Origin of the sequence: Streptomyces sp. CA-179760, from assembly GCF_050937045.1 — a bacterium.
In the GTDB taxonomy this organism is placed as follows: domain Bacteria; phylum Actinomycetota; class Actinomycetes; order Streptomycetales; family Streptomycetaceae; genus Streptomyces.
Window position 1 is genome coordinate 5666094 of the sequence record NZ_JBNJLZ010000001.1, and the last position, 14747, is coordinate 5680840.

Consider the following 14747-nt stretch of genomic DNA (forward strand, 5'->3'; position numbering starts at 1 on the left):
ATGAACACGACTCTCGCGGCACTCGGCTCGCTCGGCTCCATGGGCGGCCTGTTCTCCACCACCGTCCTGTACTCGATAGGCAGCGGCGTCGCCGTCGGCGGCGGCATCGCGCTGCTGCTCGTCGCCGTACGCGGCCTGCCCGCCAAGCCCGACCACGAGAAGCAGAAGGCCGCCGAGCGGGCGAGCGAACTCATCCGCTTCGCCGGACAGCGCGGCTCGCTCGCCGCCATCGTCGGTCTCGTCGTCCTCCTCCTCACCCGCTGGGCGGTCGCGGGCATCGCGGCCGGTGTCCTCGTCTTCTTCTGGGACCGCCTGTTCGGCGGCGCCGGCGAGGAGCGGGCCGCCATGCGCCGTGTGGAGGCCCTCGCCTCCTGGACGGAGTCGCTGCGCGACACCATCGCGGGCGCGGTGGGCCTCGAACAGGCCATCCCGGCCTCCGCCCGCGCCGCGGCCCCTGTCCTGCGCCCCCACCTCGACGCCCTCGTCGACCGCCTGCGTTCCCGCACCCCGCTGCCCGAGGCGCTCCAGCACCTCGCCGACGAGATCGACGACGCCTCCGCCGACATCATCGTCGCGGCCCTGATCCTCAACGCCCGCCTGCGCGGCCCCGGCCTGCGCCAGGTGCTCGGCGCGCTGGCGAAGTCGGCGCGCGAGGAGGTCGACATGCGGCAGCGCGTGATGGCGCAGCGGTCGTCCACGCGGCGGTCGGTGCAGATCGTGGTCGCCGTCTCGGTGGCCTTCGTCCTCGGCCTGTCGATCTTCAACCGTGAGTTCGTCGAGCCGTACGGCTCCCCGCTCGGCCAGGTCGTCCTCGCCGGCGTCTGCGCCCTGTTCGCACTGGGCTTCTGGTGGCTGCGCAAGCTGTCCACCATCGAGACGCCCGAGCGCTTCCTCGTCCGGGACGAGGCGTCGGTCCAGTTCGTCCGGCCCCGCCCGCCCGGGCAGCAGTCGCTCCAGCCGGAAGAGGGGGTACGGCGATGAACGACCTGACGATGCCGATCGCGGTCGGCGCGGTCATCGGCCTCGGGATCTACGTCCTGGTACGCGCCCTGATGCCGTCGAAGCGCAGCGCGATCTCACAGGTCGCGCGGATCGACGCGATGCGGGCGCGCGGCTCGGCATACGAGTCCGCGCGGACGCAGGCGGACGAGAGCCGCCTGGGCTCGCTGCGGGGCGAAGTCGGCGAGCGCGTCGCCGAGTTCTACCTGCAGCAGGGCTGGGAGCAGCGCTCGCTGCGCGCGGACCTGGCGGTCCTGGACCGCAGCTGGGAGAAGTTCCTGGCGACGAAGGTGCTGCTGGGTGTGGCGGGTCTGTTCTTCGGCCCGTTCCTCTTCGCGATCGTCTGGACGCTGGCCATCGCGGACAGCCCGATCATCCCGGTGTGGCTGGCACTGCTGTTCGCGGCGGTCTTCTTCTTCCTGCCCGACCTGGAGGTCCGGCGGGACGCGGCCGAGAAGCGGCGCGACCTGCGGCGGGTGATCGGCGCCTACCTGGACCTGGTGTCGATGAGCCTGGCCGGCGGCCGAGGCCTCCCCGAGGCCTTGATGGCGGCGGCCGAGATCTCCGACGGCTGGGCCAACCAGCGCATCCGCAACGCCCTCTCCGACGCCCGTATCACCGGCATCAGCCAGTGGCAGGCGCTCGGCCAGCTCGGCGAGCACCTGGGCGTCGAGGAGCTCAAGGACCTCTCCGCCTCCCTGGCCCTCGTCGCGGACGACGGTGCCAAGGTGCGAGAGTCCCTCGCTTCCCGTGCCGAGACCATGCGGCACCGCGAGCTCGCCGACATCGAGGGCAGCGCCGGTGAGAAGTCCCAGTCGATGCTTGTGGCCCAGCTGCTGCTGTGCGCCGGCTTCCTGGTGTTCCTGATCTACCCGGCGGCGATGCGGGTGTTCCAGGTGTGACAGCTGCTTGCCCAACCGACTGCCTACAGAATCAGCTGAATTGAGAGGACCACCTCCCATGAACGGACGCAACTTCCACACGGGCATCCCGGCCGTGGACTTCCTGGTCGTCTTCCTCCAGGGCCGCGTGGACCGTGCCCGGTCCGGCGAACTCGACCGCGGGGCCTCCGCTGTCGAATGGGTCATCATCTCCGCCGTCGTGGTGGCGATCGTCGGCGTCGTCGCCGCGATCATCAACCGCGCGCTGGAGGGTGGTGCCGAGAAGGTCGAGAACTGCATCAACGGCGCCAACCAGAGCGGCACCTGCTGAGCGTCGTACGGACAACGGGGTTGACGGGGTTGACGGGATTGCGCGTGAGCGTGGGCAGATGGGTACGCCGCAGAGTGGAGGCCGTACGGAAGTCGGCGGCCGCCCGCGGCGACTCCGGCATGACCGCGATCGAGTTCGTGCTGCTCACCCCGGTCCTCTTCTTCATGATCTTCGCCACGGTGCAGTTCGCGCTGTACTTCTTCGCCGACCACGTGGCCCAGGCCGCGGCCCAGGCCGGAGCCCGCAAGGCCCGCGCCACGGCCGACGAACAACCGGGCGCCTGGCGGGGCGAGGCCCGGGACGTGGTGGACAGCTACATCAGGCAGTTGGGCCCCAAACTGGTGCTGTCACCCGACGTGGCGATGCTCCAGCCGGAGCAGACCACGGTGGGTGTGGAGATCACGGCACGGGTCCCGACAGTGTTCCCCGGGCTGGATCTGACCGTGCACGCCCAGTCGGTGGGACCAGTGGAGCGGTTCGTGCGGGATGAGGGGAACTAGGTGAACGTCTCTTCCCCGCAGGACCGTTGGTCCGCGGTCGAGGCACAGCGGGACGACCGGGGCCTCTCCACGGTCGAGGTCGTGATCCTCGCTCCGGTGATGATCCTCTTCATCCTGGTCCTGGTGGCCTTCGGCCAGATGGTCGAGGGGCGGGGAGCGATCGACGGTGCCGCGCGTGACGCGGCCCGGGCCGGATCGCTCCAGGGGGACGTCGGCAGCGCCATGGCGGAAGCGCACAAGGCGGCCGAGGCCAACCTCACGGACGTCTGCACGGGCCCGGTGAACGTGACCAAGACCAGCGCGGGCTTCGCCGACGCCGATCTGTTCTCCGTCGAGGTGAGCTGCCAGGTCCGCGGCCTGGCGCTGGTCGGCCTGGACATCAAGACGAGTATGTCCGGCTCCTTCACGGCACCGCTGGACCCGTTCAAGAGGAAGGCGGGCTGAGGGAGTTGAGCATGTCCTTCAGAAGCGGCGCCCTCCGCCGTTGGCTGTCGTCCCGCCGCGAACGGCTGGACGACCAGGGCTCCGGCGCCGGCGCGGTCATCATCTTCGCGCTCGTCTTCATCTCGCTCTCGGCCTTCGTCATCGACGGTGGCCTGTCCATCTCCAAGCGGGAGCGCGCCGCCGACATCGCCGAACAGGCCGCCCGCTACGCCGCCCAGGACATCGACCGCGACGCCCTCTACGAGAACGAGGGCCCCGCCCCGATCAACTTCGGGAACTGCGATGCCCGCGTGAAGGCATTCGCCCGCGAGATGGACATGACGGGCCCGGACATCGCAGCGACCCATTGCGTGGCGGCGGACGCCGAGCAGGTGCAGGTCGAGGTTCAGCTCACCTATGCCCCGGTCTTCACTGGGATGTTCTACTCCGGCGATGTGGTCGTCCACGGGCAGGCGGTGGCGGAGAACGAGGTCGGGTGAGGCCCTCACGTTCTCACTGAGCACCGATCCCCCCACCCCTCCCCGACGGCACATTCGGTGCGACACAGGACGTGACGGTGCAGGGGATCCAGTCGGTGAACCGCTGATCTGGAACATTCGACGAATCTGCACACCGTTCACTGTGAGGTCGTGGCGATCTCGGGCAGGGACCGAACTCGACTCATATCCCCCGCAGCGCAATACATCTGTGTACCGCGAAGTGGCGGAAGATGTGAAGGGGGAGGGGTGCTCGGTGACCGCATGGTCACACCGGTGAATTCGGCTTCCGAAAACCACCGCGCACGCCTGAGCACTGACTGGCCGCCCCTTCTCCCGACGTGCTTTGATCGGTTGCGCTCGAGCACTTCGAATTATTGAACGAAGGGAACCGCCCCCCATGGCCTTCACCCCGCAGATCGAGACCGCCCAGATGTCCGACGCAGAGCTGGACACCATCGCCGGCGGCCAGGCGGGTGCCGCCGCGGGTGCGGGCGCCGCGGCCGGTCTCTACCTCGAGACCTCGGCCGTCGGCGTCAACGCCGGCCTCGGCGGCGGCGCGGGCCTCTCCGTCTCGCCCCAGGGCATCGCGGCGGACCTGCACCTCAACGCCGCGGTCGCTTCCTGACGCAGGCGCGCGAAAGGCCCCGGATCTCCGGATCCGGGGCCTTTCCATGTCTCTCGGACAGCGGTCTACTTCTCCCCGCTGTCCCCCTTACCGCCTTTACCGCCGCGCTTGTCCTCGGTCTTCATGGCGTCGTTCGCCTTCTTGGCGAGCTCGTCATCAAGCTTCTTGAACTCGCGAACCACGGCATCGGACATACTCGCCAGCGCATCGAGCTGCTGCGTGATGTCCTCGCGTCCGTCTTCCCAGTTGGACTCGAAATCATCGAGCGCGTCATTGACACTGCCGTCGCCGATGTCGTCCTTGTAGGACTCGAAGAGCTTCTTGGTGTGATTCAGACGGGTCTTGATGGAACGGAGCCGGCGCCCGTAGCCCTCCAGCTCGGTCAGCGGGAGCGCGAGGTCGCTCTTGCCTTTGCCCATACGGCAGTCCCCAACGTCCGACACTCTGATCCCACCTGAACCGTACCGCGAGCCGATCTTTCCGTCGAACGGTTGTGCCTTGTAAGTTCACGTGTGCATACGGTTGTTGACGTTGATGTGCGCGTGACGGGGGTTGCGGTATGGCGGGGCACAGGCCGACGGACTGGCATGTTCTGGACTTGGACAAGGACCCGACCCCTGGTGATCCGCAGCGGGTGCGTTCGCTTGCGAAGCATCTGCACGACTTCGCCGACGATGTCTCCGATGCGCTGCGTCTGGTCAAGGGCATGGCGGGGGAGGGCACGCTCCTGGAGTGGGCGGGCAAGTCGGCGGACGTCTTCAAGGAGGACTTCGCGGATGTCCCGAAGAACCTGAAGAAGCTGAAGAAGTCGTACGAGATGTGCGGTGACGCGCTGGCGGACTTCTGGCCGAAGCTGGAGCGTGCGCAGTCGCTGGCGGACAAGGCGCTGGTCAAGGGCCGTGAGGCGCGCGACAGCCTCTCCTCGGCTCAGTCGAAGCTGACCTCGGCCGACTCGTGGGTGACGCGGGCCGGTAAGGAGGCGGACAAGTACAAGGACGACCCGACGGGCAGTAAGTCGGATGCGGACAAGCCGGACGAGGCGAAGGTCCGCGCCGCCACCCGTGATGTGCAGCACGCCAAGTCGGCCCAGTCCAAGGCGCAGTCGGACGTCTCCGACGCGCAGGACGCTCTCGCCGCGGCGAAGAAGATGGCGGTGGACGCGCGCACGATGCGTGATGAGGCGGCCCGTGAGGCGAAGTCGAAGATCGACGAGGCCTCGGACGCCGGTATCCAGAACCGGTCGTGGTGGGAGGAGGTCGGCGACTGGTTCACCGACAACTGGGACACCATCGTCGCGGTCTGCAAAGTCGTCGTCGCGGTCGTCGGCATCGTCGCGATGATCATCGGAGGGCCGATCCTGGGCGCGATCGTGCTGATCGCGGCCGCGGTCGTCCTCGCAGACACGCTCTACAAATACTCCAAGGGACAAGCGTCCCTATGGGACGTGGGACTCGCGGCCCTGGACTGCATACCCGGCATGAAAGGCCTCACCACTCTCGGTGGGCTGGCCAAGGGCATGAAGGCGCTCGGTAAAGGCGGCCTGAAAGCCATGGCCAAGGGGTTGGGGAGGGGCCTCCGCAAGGGGGCCGATGACACGGTTGGCAAGAGCAAGCCGGCCGAGGGGCGCTGCAAGAACGGCGATCCCATCGACATGGTCTCGGGCGAGATGCTCATCGAGCAGACCGATGTGGGACTGCCCGGCACCCTCCCCGTCATCCTCAGCCGCACCCACCTGTCCACGTACCACTGGGGAAGTGGTTCGGCGAGTCCTGGGCTTCGACATTCGACGAGCGGCTGGAGCTCGACGAGGACGGAGTGTTGTTCGCCAGCGAGGACGGGATGATCCTCTGCTATCCGGCTCCGGCGCCCGAGGGCCCCGTGATGCCCGTCTCAGGGCCACAGCTGCCCTTGACCTGGGACGAGGACCAACCGGGTGCGCTGCGGGTGTCCGATCCGAGGACAGGCATCACCAGGCACTTCGCCCCGCTCCACCCACGCGGCACGAGCGGTCCGGCGTTCACTCTTCCGCTGACCGCTATATCGGACCGCAACGGCAACCGTGTTCACTTCGACCGGACCCGCGACGGCGCTCCGGTCGCCGTGCGCCATTCCGGCGGCTATCACGTCCACGTCGACACCCAGGACGGCCGCATCGTCCGGCTGCGGCTGCGGAATCCGGATGAGGGGCCCGAGGGCACCACCATTCTCCGCTACGGCTACGACGAGGCCGGCGACCTGACGGAGATCTTCGACTCCTCAGGGCTCCCCTACAAGTTCGGCTACGACATAGCCGGACGTATCGAGTCCTGGACCGACAGAATCGGCTCCTGGTACCGGTACGCCTACGACGACCAGGACCGTGTGATACGGGGCGAGGGCGCCGACGGTGTCCTCGCCTGCACCATCGCGTACGACGTCGAGGACCGGGCCACCCACTACACCGACTCGCTCGGCCGGACCACCGCCTACCGTCACAACGAACGCCTCCAACTGGTGTCGGTCACCAACGCGAGGGGCGAGACCGTCCGCAATGAATGGGACCTGGCGGAACGACTCACAGCCCGTACCGACGCGCTCGGCCACACCTTCCGCTACGCATACGATGGAGCCGGCAACCTGACCGGCATCACACGGCCGGACGGTTCCGCGACGCAAGCGGTCTACAACGACCTTCGGCTGCCGGTCAAGGTCACCGAGGCGGAAGGCGTCGTGTGGCACCACACCTACGACGAACGTGGCAACCGGACCGCCACCCGCAACCCGCTCGGTGCCGAGACCCACTACGAGTACGACGCCTCCGGCTTCCTCGTCGGAGTCGAGGACGCCTTGGGACACCGGCGCCGCGCCGTGGGCAGCGGCGTGGGGCTTCCTGTGAGTCTCACCAATCCCGTCGGCAGCACCACCCTTGTCGAGCACGATGCGTTCGGCCGGGTCACCTCCATCACCGACGCCCTGGGCCGGGAGACGAGGCTCGGCTGGACGGTCGAGGGCAGGCTGGCCCGGCGCGGCACCGGGGACGGCCCTGACGAGCGGTTCGAGTGGGATGCCGCCGGGAACCTCGTGACGTACACCGACCAGGCGGGCAACACGAGCAGCTACACGCCCACGCACTTCCACCTGGCCTCGGTCCGTACCCGTCCCGACGGCTCGCGCTACACCTTCACCTACGACACCGAGCTGAACCTCGTGCAGGTGAGCAACTCCCAAGGCAACACCTGGGATTACGCGTACGACGAGGCCAACCGCGTCGTCGCCGAGACGGACTTCAACGGCCGCACCCTCACGTACGACGTGAACGCCATGGGCGAGCTGGTGGGTCTCACCAACGGCGCCGGCCAGACGATCTCGTTCGGAAGGGACGCACTCGGCCGCACCACCTCGGTCCGGCACGACGGTCAGACGACCCTCTTGCGCTATGACGCTGTCGGCCGTCTGGTCGAGCAGGCCGGACCCGAGGTGGGGGTCGAACGCAGGCACGACGCCGCGGGACGGCTGCTCGCCGAGAGCATCAACGGGCGGACGACAACGTACCGTTACGACGCCCTCGGCCGTCGCATCGAACGGCAGACTCCGTCCGGCATCGTCTCGACCTGGTCGTACGACGCAGCCGGGCACCCGGACGTGCTGGAGTCGGCCGGCCACCGGATGAGCTTCCACTTCGACGCCGTCGGACGGGAGATGGCCCGCGATCTGCCGCACCAGGTGACACTCGGACAGTCGTGGGACGACGCCAACCGGCTCACAGGCCAGAGTCTCTCCCGGCACTCGGAGGGCGCGGACACCCTCCTCCAGCACCGCGCCTACACCTACCGGGCCGACGGGCATCTCACCGAACTCGAGGAACTCACGACCGGCACCCGTCGATTCGACCTCGACCCGGGAGGGCGAGTCACCACCGTCCACGCGCGAGACTGGACGGAGACCTATGCCTACGACGGCGCCGGCAACCTCAGTGCCGCCTCGACCCCGGCCACCGGGAACGACGACGTGCCCAGGGAGTTCACCGGAACCCTCATCCGGCGCTGCGGCAGGACCCGGTACGAACGCGATGGGGAAGGACGCATCGTCAGGTCCGTCCGGCGGCTGCTCAACGGCCAGAAGCGGGTACGGACCTACACCTGGAACAGCCAGAGTCAGCTCGTCGGCACGGTCACGCCGGACGGAGCTCGGTGGCGCTATCTCTACGACCCGGCGGGCCGTCGCGTCGCGAAGCAACGCCTCGCCGCGGACGACGCGATCGCCGAGGAGACCCGCTTCACATGGGACGGGCCGCGGCTGGCAGAGCAGGTCACCTCCACGGGGCACAGCACCACATGGGACTACGCACCCGGAACCCACCTGGCGCTGACACAGATCGAACGCGCGTTGGCGAGTCGGGCGGGTGTCCCTGAGGGCGAGGCCCGCTTTCACGCGGTGATCAACGATCTCTCCGGTGCCCCGGCCGAGCTCGTCTCCGCGGACGGCGAGCTGTCCCGGCAGCGGCGCAGGACTCTCTGGGGTCTTCCACTGCCCATGGGGGCCGTGGCTGGGGAGGAAGAGGACGAAAGGGCCGGTCGGGTCGACTGTCCCTTGCGTTTCCCGGGCCAGTACGCAGACTCCGAGACGGGTTGGTACTACAACCACCACCGGTACTACGACCCCGAGACCGGGCACTACGCGACGCCGGATCCGCTGGGCCTGGGTCCGGCCCCCAACGACACCGCCTACGTACCCAACCCCTATCGCTGGATCGACCCGCTCGGCCTGTATCGCAACCCCGAGAACGGCGAGTACGCGAGGGATCCCGACGCCCCTGACACGGCGCACAACCGCAAGTCGGAGTACCCGTCCGGCTATCGCGAGTCCACACACGACGAAATGGCCAAGAACTGGACCATGGAAGGAGTCCAGCAGGGTGAGCGACCGCTGGACGCGAACGGCAAGAAGATCCCTCGCGACCAGCTGACCTGGTTCGACTCTAACGGTGACGTCATCTGGGACCCGACGAACCCTGGGTCGAAACCCTTCCATGAGACCGTCACGTACGAGCACCGGGAAGCCGTCGTCGACCACTGGAACCGGGAGGGAAGGCTGACCGACCGTGCGACCCGGAACGACTTCTACAACGACCCGGACAACATGGAGGCCATGGAGAAGAGCAAGAACTCGCGTGGAGGGGCAATGATGGAGGCCCGATACAGCCAGGAAACCGGCCCGAACTACTCCTGCAGTTGACGTCCGCGCCCGGCGCGCGTCACCTAGACCAACCTGGAAGGAACCATGGATCTGCTGTCCACCATCGAGGCTTTCCCCAACGTCGCTCCGCTCGAAGGCCTGGACCGGGCGTGGAAGTGGAGCCTGAACCCGGTGCTGCACTTCGCGGGAGCCCTGACCAGTGACGGAACGCGCCTTCTTCAGACCAATCAGCGCGGCAAGCATGACGAGTCCCTTGCCCAGGCGGTGCTGACCTTCGCCCGTGACCACGAAAAGCAGCTCATCGGCGAGGGCCGCTTCATCGGTCACGCGGACGCCTTCGGCTTTCCCGGCTACGCGTTCGACGCGGTCGCGGCCGCCGTACCGGCCGTTCACGGTCATCACAAGGCGCAGAACCCCGAGCTCACGGCCGTGACGCACATCGTCTTCCCCGCCTACGCGTGCGAGTTCTCAGGAAAGGAGACGCTCGCCGAGGCCGAAGCCCGGTACACGAAGATGCTCCGGCCCGCGGAGATCGGCCGCGATGCCGTGCCGTTCGTGAAGATGCGCTTCGACAACCCCCGTACGGGAGGCGGCAGCACCAACCCCGGGCGCGCCCTGACCTACCCGAAGATCCTCCTCCAGGAGATCCCCCAGCTAGAGGACTCTCCGGGCGGCTTCGTGGAGTACGAGAACAGGGAGGGCGCGGTCCATCACATCGAGTGGTCCGGCACCTGGGTGCTCTCAGGGGAGTCGGGACGGCGCGAGATGAGCCTCGAAGAGCTGCTCTCCTTCACCGAGGCCAGCCTGCGCTGAAGCGGTTCCTTCGCTGTTCGCCTCAGCGGTTGATCGACTGGATTTCCTGGACGTCCATGTCCTGAGTGGTCTCGAAGGTGCCGTCGGGGAGGTCGCCGCGGGAGCCGTCGGAGCCCTCCCAGGTGATCTGCCAGGTGACGCTGGCGGAGAGTTCGTACGGTGTGTCGTTCGAGGCGCGGAGGTAGCGGATGCCGCACGGCGGGGTCTTCTCGGCGTCGCCCTTGGTGTAAAGGGGTGCCGATGGAGTCGTCGTCGTTGATCTGGCAGTCGCCGGAGGCGGGGTAGACCTCGGCGTCCTTGGTGCCTGGATCCAGGTGGATGTTCGACGGGCTTGGCGATGGTCTCCGCCCAGAGGCCCGTGTTGGGGAGTTCGGCGCGGACCCTGACGTCCTCGAAGGTGCCCTTGTCCAGCCACACCCAGGTGGGCAGGTTGACCGTGGACTTGCCCTCCCGCTTCAGGTCGACCATCGTTTCCGGGGCCTTGACCTTGTCGTAGGAGTACTCGGCGAGCGTCTGCGGGGAGGGCGCGTTCGGGTCGTCCGGCATCTCGCCGGCGTCGCCCCAGAACATGATGCGGCCGCAGTCTCAGGAGACGGGTGGTTCCCAGTTGGGGTCGACGGTGCCGAGGTTCCCCTTCTCGCCGCCGCCGTCTCCCCCTTCCGGGTAGGAGACCTGGATGTCGGAGACGGACGCCGAGAGGGTTCCGTCGCTACCGGTGTTCCCCGCGGTGTCGCCGTTGGCAGGCTTCTTGTCGCTTCCCACGCCGACGGCATGAGGGAAACAGAGCAGCTGGGGCTGGCACAGGGACTCAGCAACGCCGATATCGGTAACTTCCGTCAAGATTCTGGAAGTGTCAGTGAGGATCTAGGCATCATTGCAACGTGTCTTTCCGATCCGTGAACCTATCTCCCTATGCCGATTCCGAGGTCCTGTGTCGCAATTTCGATCAACCTGCTCTCGGATACTGGCGGGGCCTCGTAGCTCAGGGCCCTGATGTGTTCTACGAAATCGTCAGGTAGTGAAAGGTGGTACTTGGTCACATAGTAGGGGAGATCCTCGCGCCAGATCCATGTGCCATCAGTGAAGAGTGATCCGATTCCCGGCAGGAGCGGTGCGCCGTGGTCAAGGACGTCCGGTCCCGCACTCATCTCACTCCAGATTCCAGTTCCCCTTCTTAGGTACTCGAGAATTCTGTTCTCGTCCGGCTCGCCCGAGGCCCTGACGGCATCCTTGATCGAGCCGGTCTCGGTCATCCCCCAACCGGGGGAGAGTTCAGAAAAGAATCCAACGGGGCGAATCATCGAGGCTCCTTGTAGCGATGCGGTCCTCAGGCCAGGGGGAGGAAAGTGAGCCACACTCTGGAGTCCAGGATGCGCGGTGTGAAGGGGCCCTCGCCGTACCAACTGGCGGGACGCGGCGTCCAGTCGTTCGGCGCCCCCTCGCCCAGTTGACGCGGCAGGAGGAATCCGCAGATGCCATACCTCACCGTGCGCATCCACCCCGCTCCGAGCGGGCGGACACCGCCTGCCACACACCCTGGGCGCTCTTGCCCATGGAGATCACATAGAGGACCTCGGGGTCCGTGCCCGCCGGGTTCCCCTTTACCTCGCCGGTCTTGCGGTTCTTCGTGGAGGCTTTGCTCTCGTCGGTGCAGTAGGAGAGGGACGCCGCTGCTTTGTCCTTGGCGAGGGTGACCTTGGAGTCGAACACGGGCAACTTGCCGATGACGGTGAGGTTCTTGTCCGTGTAGATCCTTATCCACTGCCGGCTCTGCAGGAAGCCGTTCTTCGTGTCGTAGAAGGCGCGGTTCTTGCTCTCGGGGTCGTTCTCGATGATCGCCTCGTACCCGGCCCGGAGCTGTTCCTTCCCGTCGTTGAGTACGGCCTGCTTCACAGGGTCGCTGCTCGTCCAGTCCTCGAAAGAGAGCTGGAAGCTGCTGGGGAGCTTGATCACCGGGCGCTCGACGCCGGGTGCCGTGGACGACTCCGAAACGGCGGGCGGCGGGCTGATCGAACCGCTGCTGGCCCTGTCGGTGTCGCCCGACGCCGGATCGTCGCCCCCGCCGCACGCGGTCAGAAGCAGCGCCGCCGCCGTGGCGAACGCTGTGGCAGTCGTGGTCAGAGGGCGGCAGGTCACGGTTGACCTTTCTGTTGGGGAGGGAGGAGTGAGGCGTGGCGGTTGTGAACGGCGTTGCTCACTCTCCCTCGGGCTTCCCTCAGCTGAGCAGAGCGACGATTCTCTGAGCCCCGGACGGCGAACTCGTCAGCCGAGCCCACGAACCATCCCGGAAGGAGACCTTGAAGTCGGACTCGGCCACGCTGAATCGCTTGATCTCCGCACCGGCGATGTCTGTCCGAGGCGAAGTCCACAGGACGGTCTCGGACCCCGGAACCCTCTCGCCATCGCCCCATGAAACAAACCGATTGCCTCGCACCGTGGCCTCGTACGACAGAATGCGCACCACTCCGTCCGCCCCTGCCGGTTCGATCTCGGTCACGGTGCGCCAGGATCGCCGGGAGGGGTCGAGCTGCCAGGGCAGCCTACGAGCTGTCTCGCCCACGCCCGCCCACATGACGGGGAAGTCGTCGACTTCGTTCGCACGCTCCTCCAGCTTTCCCCGCCTATCGGGCGATGCGGGACTGCCAAGGGCATCGGCGATGATGTAAAGCGGCAGCATCAAGAGCCCGCTCACGGCGGTCAGCGCGTGGCGGCCGAGCTTGCCGAAGAACCCTCGCACTGCGAAAGCCCGTTGAGGCGGCCAGCCGGGCAAAGCGGGTTCAATATCGTTGCGTTCGAGGTCACGAAAGGAACGGCGCTTCGCCACTGAGGCGGCGGTGCCACTCGCGAACTCGACCCGGTAGCGCTCTGGTAGTGCCATATCGTGGTACCCCTCTTCACTAGGGACGGCTTGTCGGCGTGGCGGGGCTGACGGTACAGAAGAGGGGTCCGTCTCCAAGGTCGCAGAGGAACTCGAGCGCCTGGAAGCGGTCAGCTTCGGCATTCCTCCGCCTCTTCCTCGACGGTGACCTGCTGGGCGCGCCACCCGGGCTTGCCCTTTACGAATGCCAGGAGGACTGTGAACCTCTGGTAGCTGGCGAGGCTTTCCCGCGTGCGGTGAATCTTCTCGGACTTGACTTCTTTGCCGTAAACCTTGGACTGGTCTTCACAGAAGGTGACGCTGATTGTCTTGACCTTCTGCGATTCGTCGAATGGTTTCGCTTCGGCCTGGTAGTACCGGTCCTGGCCTGTGAGGGTCCAGCCGCCGTCCGCGTACTCCTTGATCTGCGAGTGCGCGTACTGGGCAGCCTGGCCGGACGAATAGAACTGGAAGGCGGGATCCTCTGGATCCTGCTTGGTGATGCCGTGGTTCAGCGCCCGGATGTAGTTCGCGGCGTCGTCAAGGGCTGTCGCGCTGTCCTGATCCGACGGCCTGTCGAAGTCAAAGACGAGGTCAAGGTCCTTCGGGAGGCTGACGTCGGGGCGTTCGGCATGGGTCCGTTTCGTTCCTGTGGGCGAAGCGGAACGAGTGCCCGTTTCCCGCGCTCCCTTGGGTTCTTCCGGCGGTTCGGCTCCGCTGCCACAGGCGGTGAGCAGCAGGGCAGCTGCCGCGGTGAGCGTGGCGGCTGTCGCTTCAAGCGTGCGGCGGGCCACTGGCGTTCTCCCTCGATGTTCGATCGTCGTCCTGGGTATGGCGTGGCGGTTGCGAACCCCGGGAGCCGAGCTGTCGGCGATACAACGGCCTACCGCCCTGTGAGATGGGAAGTGGAGCCGGAAGTCCGGTGCCGCACTCACGGGTGTCGCCCGGCATGGGGCGCCCTCACTTGGAGCATCCGCCCCGTTCGGAGTGCACCGACGAGTTCTGCCACACGCCCTGCTCGTTCTTCACCAGGGAGACCGAGTAGACGACGTAAGGACTGGTGCCTGCCGGGTTCCCTTCGACCTTGCCGGTCTCGCGATCCCGGGTCTTCGCTTCGCTCTCGTCCGTGCAATAGGTGAGCGAGGCCCCCTCGCCGGTTTCGGCCAGGGTGATCTTGGGGTCGAAGGCGGGAAGCCGGCCGATGACGGTGAGGTTCTTGTCCGTGTAGGACTTGATCCACTGCTTGGTCAGCCCGCGAACACCTTCGGTGTCGTAGAAGGCGACGGCCTCGCTGTCAGGGTCGTTCGCGATGATCGCCGCGTATCCGGCCCGTACCTCCTCCTTGGCGTCGTCGAGTACCGCCTGCCGGACGGGGTCGCTGCTCGTCCAGCTCTCGAAGGTCAGCTGGAAGCTGCTCGGGATGGTGATCTCGGGGCGCTCGGGGCCGGACGGCGCCGATGTCGATGCCGTTGCCGACGGGCTCGACTTCGTGTCCGCGCCCTTGGAGTCGTCCGGCGACTCTTCGCCACCCCCACCGCAGGCGGTGAGGAGCAATGCGGCGGTCACGGCCAGCGCGGCGGCGGTGGTGGTCAGGGCGCGGCGTGCCACGGGTCGTCTCCCCGGGTGTTCGGTGTGTGCGGCAA

Annotated in this window: 16 protein-coding genes and 2 pseudogenes; 9 read left to right on the top strand and 9 right to left on the bottom strand. The window is 67.0% G+C overall.

Going from position 1 to position 14747, the window contains the following annotated elements:
* The 7 genes from ACQEV8_RS25775 to ACQEV8_RS25805 all read left to right on the top strand — a co-directional run bounded on the left by ACQEV8_RS25775 (window position 1) and on the right by ACQEV8_RS25805 (window position 4259).
* A complete protein-coding gene (locus ACQEV8_RS25775) occupies window positions 1-981 on the top strand; it encodes a type II secretion system F family protein (protein WP_432964502.1) in 981 nt (326 codons plus the stop codon).
* Window positions 978-1901: a type II secretion system F family protein gene (locus ACQEV8_RS25780; protein ID WP_432964505.1), complete on the top strand. Its 924-nt coding sequence runs from the start codon at window positions 978-980 to the stop codon at window positions 1899-1901. The genes ACQEV8_RS25775 and ACQEV8_RS25780 overlap by 4 nt, the downstream gene beginning before the upstream one ends.
* 58 nt (window positions 1902-1959) lie before the next feature.
* On the top strand, window positions 1960-2211 hold the full coding sequence (locus ACQEV8_RS25785) for a hypothetical protein (RefSeq protein ID WP_432964508.1): 252 nt from the start codon (window positions 1960-1962) through the stop codon (window positions 2209-2211).
* Between the two features lie 119 nt (window positions 2212-2330).
* Window positions 2331-2711, top strand: a complete 381-nt coding sequence (locus ACQEV8_RS25790) for a TadE family protein (RefSeq protein ID WP_432972987.1) — start codon at window positions 2331-2333, stop codon at window positions 2709-2711.
* Complete coding sequence (locus ACQEV8_RS25795) at window positions 2712-3155, top strand: TadE/TadG family type IV pilus assembly protein (protein WP_432964511.1); 444 nt, start codon at window positions 2712-2714, stop codon at window positions 3153-3155.
* 11 nt (window positions 3156-3166) lie between these two features.
* Complete coding sequence (locus tag ACQEV8_RS25800) at window positions 3167-3634, top strand: pilus assembly protein TadG-related protein (protein WP_432964514.1); 468 nt, start codon at window positions 3167-3169, stop codon at window positions 3632-3634.
* Window positions 3635-4031: 397 nt separating this feature from the next.
* Window positions 4032-4259: a hypothetical protein gene (locus ACQEV8_RS25805; protein ID WP_432964517.1), complete on the top strand. Its 228-nt coding sequence runs from the start codon at window positions 4032-4034 to the stop codon at window positions 4257-4259.
* 65 nt (window positions 4260-4324) lie between these two features.
* On the opposite strand, the gene ACQEV8_RS25810 is transcribed toward ACQEV8_RS25805, so the two are convergent.
* The gene (locus ACQEV8_RS25810; protein WP_432964520.1) at window positions 4325-4678 is read right to left on the bottom strand and encodes a hypothetical protein; all 354 of its coding nucleotides are present in this window, start codon (window positions 4676-4678) and stop codon (window positions 4325-4327) included.
* A 140-nt stretch (window positions 4679-4818) separates the two neighbouring features.
* Here ACQEV8_RS25810 and ACQEV8_RS25815 point away from each other — a divergent pair.
* Window positions 4819-9473: pseudogene (locus ACQEV8_RS25815) on the top strand (RHS repeat-associated core domain-containing protein).
* A 45-nt stretch (window positions 9474-9518) separates the two neighbouring features.
* Window positions 9519-10247 carry a hypothetical protein gene (locus ACQEV8_RS25820; RefSeq protein ID WP_432964523.1) on the top strand — a complete coding sequence of 243 codons (729 nt, stop codon included), beginning with the start codon at window positions 9519-9521 and terminating at the stop codon, window positions 10245-10247.
* 22 nt (window positions 10248-10269) lie between these two features.
* Here the strand turns inward: ACQEV8_RS25820 and ACQEV8_RS25825 are convergent.
* The 8 genes and pseudogenes from ACQEV8_RS25825 to ACQEV8_RS25860 form a co-directional block, all read right to left on the bottom strand.
* Window positions 10270-10832: pseudogene (locus tag ACQEV8_RS25825) on the bottom strand (hypothetical protein); the annotation flags it as partial.
* Window positions 10833-11009 carry a hypothetical protein gene (locus ACQEV8_RS25830; protein ID WP_432964526.1) on the bottom strand — a complete coding sequence of 59 codons (177 nt, stop codon included), beginning with the start codon at window positions 11007-11009 and terminating at the stop codon, window positions 10833-10835.
* 140 nt (window positions 11010-11149) lie between these two features.
* The gene (locus tag ACQEV8_RS25835) at window positions 11150-11548 is read right to left on the bottom strand and encodes a hypothetical protein (protein WP_432964529.1); all 399 of its coding nucleotides are present in this window, start codon (window positions 11546-11548) and stop codon (window positions 11150-11152) included.
* Between the two features lie 26 nt (window positions 11549-11574).
* On the bottom strand, window positions 11575-11742 hold the full coding sequence (locus ACQEV8_RS25840; RefSeq protein ID WP_432964532.1) for a hypothetical protein: 168 nt from the start codon (window positions 11740-11742) through the stop codon (window positions 11575-11577).
* A complete protein-coding gene (locus ACQEV8_RS25845; RefSeq protein WP_432964535.1) occupies window positions 11730-12383 on the bottom strand; it encodes a hypothetical protein in 654 nt (217 codons plus the stop codon). Before ACQEV8_RS25845 ends, ACQEV8_RS25840 begins: the two co-directional genes overlap by 13 nt.
* 79 nt (window positions 12384-12462) lie before the next feature.
* Entirely contained in the window at window positions 12463-13125 is a 663-nt protein-coding gene (locus tag ACQEV8_RS25850; protein WP_432964538.1) for a hypothetical protein, read from the bottom strand.
* 110 nt (window positions 13126-13235) lie between these two features.
* On the bottom strand, window positions 13236-13898 hold the full coding sequence (locus ACQEV8_RS25855) for a hypothetical protein (protein ID WP_432964541.1): 663 nt from the start codon (window positions 13896-13898) through the stop codon (window positions 13236-13238).
* A gap of 166 nt (window positions 13899-14064) precedes the next feature.
* Window positions 14065-14712, bottom strand: coding sequence for a hypothetical protein (locus ACQEV8_RS25860; RefSeq protein WP_432964544.1), 648 nt, complete (start codon window positions 14710-14712; stop codon window positions 14065-14067).
* Between the last annotated feature and the right edge of the window lie 35 nt (window positions 14713-14747).

Coding starts and splice junctions, on each gene's coding strand:
- ACQEV8_RS25775 (WP_432964502.1), top strand. CDS start 1: ATGAACACGACTCTCGCGGCACTCGGCTCGCTCGGCTCCATGGGCGGC.
- ACQEV8_RS25780 (WP_432964505.1), top strand. CDS start 978: ATGAACGACCTGACGATGCCGATCGCGGTCGGCGCGGTCATCGGCCTC.
- ACQEV8_RS25785 (WP_432964508.1), top strand. CDS start 1,960: ATGAACGGACGCAACTTCCACACGGGCATCCCGGCCGTGGACTTCCTG.
- ACQEV8_RS25790 (WP_432972987.1), top strand. CDS start 2,331: ATGACCGCGATCGAGTTCGTGCTGCTCACCCCGGTCCTCTTCTTCATG.
- ACQEV8_RS25800 (WP_432964514.1), top strand. CDS start 3,167: ATGTCCTTCAGAAGCGGCGCCCTCCGCCGTTGGCTGTCGTCCCGCCGC.
- ACQEV8_RS25805 (WP_432964517.1), top strand. CDS start 4,032: ATGGCCTTCACCCCGCAGATCGAGACCGCCCAGATGTCCGACGCAGAG.
- ACQEV8_RS25810 (WP_432964520.1), bottom strand. CDS start 4,678: ATGGGCAAAGGCAAGAGCGACCTCGCGCTCCCGCTGACCGAGCTGGAG.
- ACQEV8_RS25820 (WP_432964523.1), top strand. CDS start 9,519: ATGGATCTGCTGTCCACCATCGAGGCTTTCCCCAACGTCGCTCCGCTC.
- ACQEV8_RS25835 (WP_432964529.1), bottom strand. CDS start 11,548: ATGATTCGCCCCGTTGGATTCTTTTCTGAACTCTCCCCCGGTTGGGGG.
- ACQEV8_RS25840 (WP_432964532.1), bottom strand. CDS start 11,742: ATGCGCACGGTGAGGTATGGCATCTGCGGATTCCTCCTGCCGCGTCAA.
- ACQEV8_RS25850 (WP_432964538.1), bottom strand. CDS start 13,125: ATGGCACTACCAGAGCGCTACCGGGTCGAGTTCGCGAGTGGCACCGCC.